A 5,483-nucleotide genomic window follows, 5' to 3' on the forward strand; every position below is an offset into this window, starting at 1 on the left:
GACGACGGCAGCTTCCAGCAGGATGAGGCGCGGCAGGACGAGATCGAGCCGCAGGTCGCGCCGGAATGAGCCGTTCCGCCGAGGCCGCTTGAACTCGCCGAAACCCGTCCCTATAGACCCCCGGCCCCGCCGGCCTTTCGGGTCGCGCGTTTCGGTCGGGGAGTAGCTCAGCCTGGTAGAGCACTGTCTTCGGGAGGCAGGGGCCGGAGGTTCGAATCCTCTCTCCCCGACCAGCAATCGCGCTTCTTAGAAACGGTCCGGGGGACCGTTTCGCGCGATTGCTCCGCCGGAGGCGTCGATCAAGCCAGCAAGTGCTTCCGGATTTTCCCCGCCGACGTGCGCGGGAACTCCGCGACGAATTCGAATGCGGCCGGCACTTTGTAAGGCGCGAGCCGGGACCGGCAGAAGGCGGTGAGCGCGGCCTCGTCAGGCCGCCCGTCCGGCGCGAGCTGGACGAAGGCGCGGCCGACCTCGCCCCATTTCGGGTCCGGCCGCGGCAGCACCGCGACGTCGACGACGCCGGGGCAGGCGGCGAGCACATTCTCCACCTCGGCCGGATAGACATTCTCGCCGCCGGAGATGAACATCTCTTTCCGACGCCCCGCGATCCAGGCGAAGCCGTCGGCGTCGCGCCGCGCAAGGTCGCCCGATCGCAGCCATCCGTCGGGCGTGAAGGCGGCCGCGGTCGCCGCTTCGTCGCGCCAATAGCCGGGCGTGATGCCAGGCCCCGAGAACTGCACCTCGCCGATCTCACCGTCCGCGACCGGCGCGCCGTCTATGTCGACGATTCGCGCCGCGCAAAGCAGCTGCGGCTTGCCGACCGATCCGATCCGGTCCCAGGCATCGGCCGGATCGAGCAGAAAGGCCGTGGGCCCCGTCTCCGTCATGCCCATGCCGTTGCAGACCCTCATGCCGGCATCGCGGCAGCGCAGCGCCAGCGCGTCGGGCAGCGCCGCGCCGCCGCAGCCCCAGTGGCGCACCCGATCGAGCGGCAGGCTGGCGAAGGCGGGCTGATCGAGCAAGCTCTGATAGATGGTCGGCACACCGAACAGGGTGTCGATGCGTCCCTGGCCAAGCAGCGCGATCATCGCGTCCGGGTCGAACGCCGCCATCAGCAGCACGCGGCCGCCCGAGAACAGGGTCGGCAAAGCGTGGAGGTTGATGCCGGCGGTGTGGAAATTGGGCAGGAAGGCGACCGTCGTATCGCGCGAGGTCAGCCCGATCGCGGTGCCGATATTGACGTGGTTCGCGAGCGCCATCCGGTAAGTGTAAATGACGCCCTTGGGCCGGCCGGTGGTGCCGGAGGTGTAGAGCAGGTACAAGATCCCATCCGCCGGCCAGTGCGCGCGGCCGGCCGCCTCTCCGGCTGCCGTCACCAGCCACCCGTAATCCGAGTCGAGATCGATGATCGGCGGTGGAGCGGCGAGCGCGGCGACGGTCGCGGCGTCGGCGGCGTCATGGAACAGCAGGCTCGGGCCGGCATCGGCGATCAGCCCGTCGAGCTCGGCCGCCGGCATGCGCCAGTTGAGCGGCACCAGGATCGCGCCCAGCTTCGCGCAGCCGAACAGCAGCTCGAAGAAGGCGATCCGCTGCCGGCAGAGGACCGCGACCCGATCGCCGGCGCCGATCCCGCGCGCGGCGAGCAGGGCGGCGACCTTGCCCGCCCGCGCGTCCAGCTCGGCATAGGTTCGCGTCTCGCCGGTCGCCAGCTCCTCCAGGGCAATCGCTTCCCCGCTCAACAGGGCGCGGCTTGCGAGCAGGTCCGGCATGTCGCCGATCATCATGGCCTGAGGCCCTCGGCGACGAGGTCGATCGCCTGATCGGCGATCATCTCCGGCGTCATGTCCTTGCTCCACACCGCATAGCGCATGCCGAGGAAGACGCTCATCCCGATCAGCGCCCAGGCGCGCAGCTCGTCGGGCCCTTCCCGGATTTCGCCCCGCGCGGCGGCGGCGGCGAGGCCCTGGCGATAACCTTCGACGAACGAATGATAATGCTCGCGATAGCAATCCTCGGCGACGAACTGCGCCTCCTCGATGATCCGGTAGAGCTCGGGATGCTTTCGGGTGAAGGCGATAAAGGCGGCGAGGCCGAGCCGCTCGGCCGCGAGCCGGTCGGGCGCACCGCGCACAGCCTCGGCGACGTGGCTCCGGGTGGCGTGGCTCATGTCGCGGACGAGGGCGCGGAACAGCTCCTCCTTCGATTGGAAATAGGTGTAAAAGGTTCCAAGCGCGACGCCGGCGCGGCCGGTGATGCCGGTGATCGCCGCATCGTGATAGCCGCGTGCGCCAAACTCCGCCGCCGCCGCTTCGAGCAGCTTGCGAACAGTCTTGCGACCGCGTTCGGTGCGCGGCGCCTTCTCGGCCGATACGGCCGCATGGCCGAGATCGTTCATGGCCCCTCCATGGCCAAACTGAACCGAGTTTCAACTCGATGCAACCCCCGATTCCAGCGGGAGAAATTGGCGTTTCACGAAGTTGAATGTTGACTCAGTTTTCATATTGATGCAGGACACAAGGCATAGGCCGAAGAACCTCGAACAGGGGCGCATCGGCCGGGGAGGGTTTTTGCAGCATTTCACCGCATCTGACGGGGCGCGGATTGCGTATCGCGACGAGGGCGCGGGGCGGCCGTTGGTGCTGCTTCACGGCTTCATGGCGCATGGCGGCTTCTTTCGCGGTCAGGCGCCGCTCGCTGCCAACCACCGGCTGATCGTGATCGATCTGCGCGGTCATGGTGAGTCGCCGGCCAATGCGCCCAAGGTTGAGCGGATAGCGGCCGACGTCGCCGAGTTGGCGGCGGCGCTCGATCTTCGGGACGCGATCGGCGTCGGCTGGTCGTTGGGCGCGACGGTGCTCTGGCACGTGCTCGCCGGTGAGGCGGGACAGCGATTTGCGGGCGCCGTCATCGTCGACATGACGGCGCGGGTCTGCAATGGTGAGGGCTGGTCGCTCGGCCTTTCGCCCGAGGTCTGCACCGCGCGAAGCAGCGCGATCCGCGAGGATTTCGAGAATTTCGCCGCCGGCGCCGGTCAGGCGATGTTCGCCCAGCCGCTGCGCGCCGAGCTGCGCGAGGTCGCTGACTGGGCGAGCGCCGAATTCGTCCGCAATGATCCCGCCGCGATGGCCGCCGTCTGGGGGTCGCTGGTCGATCAGGACCTGCGCGCGCTGATCGCCGGCATCCGCCAACCCACCCTCGTCGTCCATGGCGGCCAGAGCCAGCTTTATGGCGACGACACCACCGCCCACCTCGTCGCGACCCTGCCCGATGCGCGCGCCTTGCGCTTCGAGCAGTCGGGCCATGCCCCCCATCTCGAGGAGCCGGAACGGTTCAACCGCGCCCTCGCCGATTTCGCCGGCCGCCTGTCGCGCGCCGGTCTTTCCCAAGCAGCGATCTGAACAGGAGAAGCACCATGTCCCGCACCCGCCATTTCTCGACCAGCCTGAAGCTCGGCGGCGCCATCATCGCGCTGGCCGCGACGGCCTCGCCGCTCCATGCCCAGGACACGCAGGCCGGGGCATCCGCGGATGACGGGGTGATCACCGTCACCGCCCGCCGCCGCGCGGAGAACCTGCAGAACGTGCCGATCGCGATCAGCGCTTATTCCGGCGAGCAGCTGGAAATGGAGGGCGCGCTCGACATCACCGATATCGGCGACACGACGCCGAATGTTACTCTCGAGGCGTCGCGCGGCACCAACTCGACCCTGACCGCCTTCATTCGGGGCGTCGGCCAGCAGGATCCCGTCGCCGGCTTCGAGGCGGGCGTGGGCATCTATCTCGATGATGTCTATCTCAACCGGCCTCAGGCGGCCCTGCTCGACATCTACGACGTCGAGCGGATCGAGGTCCTGCGCGGGCCGCAGGGCACCCTCTACGGCCGCAACACGATCGGCGGCGCGATCCGTTACGTCACGCGCCGGCTCAGCGGCGATCCCACTCTTCGTCTGCGCGGCACGATCGGCACGGACGAGCAGGCCGATCTGATCGTCAGCGGCTCGACGCCGCTGGCGCCCGAGGGCGCCGGCCAGGCGCTGCGGATCGGCACCTCGCTGGCCCGATTGTCGCGCGGCGGCTTCGGCGAGAACCTCACCACCGGCGAGGAGAATTACAACCGTGACATTTGGGCGGGCCGGCTCAGTCTAGAATATAACAATGACGACGATATCTTCGTCCGCCTGCAGGGCGACTACACCCGCGACAACAGTAACGCGCGCGGCGGCCATCGCCTGATCCCGGCCCTCGTCCTCGGCACGCCTGTGCTTTCCGACGTCTACGACACGCGCGGCGGCCTCGCCGATCCCGAGCAGCGCGTCACGGCCTACGGGCTCAGCCTGTTCGTAGAGGTCGAGCCCACCGACCATGTGACGCTGCGCAGCATCACCGCCTTCCGCCGGGATCGCAGCAACACGCCGATCGATTTCGACGCGTTGCCGGTGGTCGATGTCGACGTGCCCGCGGTCTATCGCAACCAGCAGACGTCGCAGGAGCTGCAGCTGCTCTATGACCGCGGGCCGTTGAACGTCCTGCTCGGGGCCTATTATCTCGACGCCGACGCCCAGACGATCTTCGACGTGCGGCTGCCCGGCGGCATCACCGCCCTCACCTTCGGCGATGTCGGGACCCAGACCTTCGCCCTGTTCGCCGATGCAACCTACGATTTCACCGACCAATGGAGCCTGTCGCTCGGCGGTCGCTACACTTGGGACGAGCGGACCTCGGTGGTCGATCGCGGCGTCTATCTGGGCGGCGGCGGGTCGCCTTTCTTCGGTGGCACCGGCGTCAGGATCGTCAACCAGTCCGCCTTTACCGGCACTGCGGACTTCCAGCGCTTCACGCCGCGTGCCTCGTTGAGCTTCCGGCCGACGCCCGATCACACGCTTTATGCAAGCTATTCGCGCGGCTTCAAGGGCGGCGGCTTCGATCCGCGCGGCGTCACCACCGCCTGCCGCAACCCGGCCGGCGCCGTCTGCAACGCGCAGGAGTTGTTCGACTTCATGTCGTTCGATCCGGAAACGGTGAGCAGCTACGAGCTCGGCTGGCGCGCGCAACTGTTCGACCGGCGGCTGCGCTTCGGCCTGACGCTTTTCCACGCCGACTACAGCGATGTGCAGATTCCCGGATCGGTCGGCACCGTCCTAGCCGGCATTCCGACCTTCATCGGCATCACCACGAACGCGGCGCGGGCCCGCTTCCAGGGCCTGGAGCTTGAGGGCAATGCGCTGCTGGCGCGCGACTTCGGCGCGTCGGGCGACTCGCTGAACTTCGGCTTCTCGCTCGGCTATATCAACGCCGACTTCCAAGAATATATCGATGCGCGCGGCGTTGATGTGTCGAACAATCGCCGCATCCAGAACACCCCGGCATGGACGGCGAGCGGCACGCTGAACTATGGCGTGCCGGCTTTCGGCGGCATGCTCAACTTCATGACCACATTGTCCTATCGCAGCGACACGCAGCAGTTCGAGCTGGCCGTCCCGCCGA

Annotated in this window: 4 protein-coding genes and 1 tRNA gene; 3 read left to right on the top strand and 2 right to left on the bottom strand. The window is 67.9% G+C overall.

Going from position 1 to position 5,483, the window contains the following annotated elements:
• Positions 1-156 precede the first annotated feature (156 nt).
• Positions 157-233, top strand: a tRNA-Pro gene (locus tag ACT4N3_RS10185).
• A gap of 66 nt (positions 234-299) precedes the next feature.
• Here the strand turns inward: ACT4N3_RS10185 and ACT4N3_RS10190 are convergent.
• Both ACT4N3_RS10190 and ACT4N3_RS10195 read right to left on the bottom strand, forming a co-directional pair.
• Positions 300-1,784, bottom strand: a complete 1,485-nt coding sequence (locus tag ACT4N3_RS10190; protein WP_444855110.1) for a class I adenylate-forming enzyme family protein — start codon at positions 1,782-1,784, stop codon at positions 300-302.
• The gene (locus tag ACT4N3_RS10195; RefSeq protein ID WP_444855111.1) at positions 1,781-2,395 is read right to left on the bottom strand and encodes a TetR/AcrR family transcriptional regulator; all 615 of its coding nucleotides are present in this window, start codon (positions 2,393-2,395) and stop codon (positions 1,781-1,783) included. Before ACT4N3_RS10195 ends, ACT4N3_RS10190 begins: the two co-directional genes overlap by 4 nt.
• 172 nt (positions 2,396-2,567) lie before the next feature.
• Here ACT4N3_RS10195 and ACT4N3_RS10200 point away from each other — a divergent pair, with 172 nt between their 5' ends.
• Together ACT4N3_RS10200 and ACT4N3_RS10205 are read left to right on the top strand one after the other, a co-directional pair.
• Positions 2,568-3,398, top strand: a complete 831-nt coding sequence (locus ACT4N3_RS10200) for an alpha/beta fold hydrolase (RefSeq protein WP_444855112.1) — start codon at positions 2,568-2,570, stop codon at positions 3,396-3,398.
• A 14-nt stretch (positions 3,399-3,412) separates the two neighbouring features.
• Positions 3,413-5,483: TonB-dependent receptor (locus ACT4N3_RS10205; RefSeq protein ID WP_444855113.1), on the top strand; the 2,071-nt coding region annotated here is incomplete at its 3' end.

Origin of the sequence: Sphingosinicella sp., from assembly GCF_052388015.1 — a bacterium.
Taxonomy (GTDB): Bacteria; Pseudomonadota; Alphaproteobacteria; order Sphingomonadales; family Sphingomonadaceae; genus Allosphingosinicella.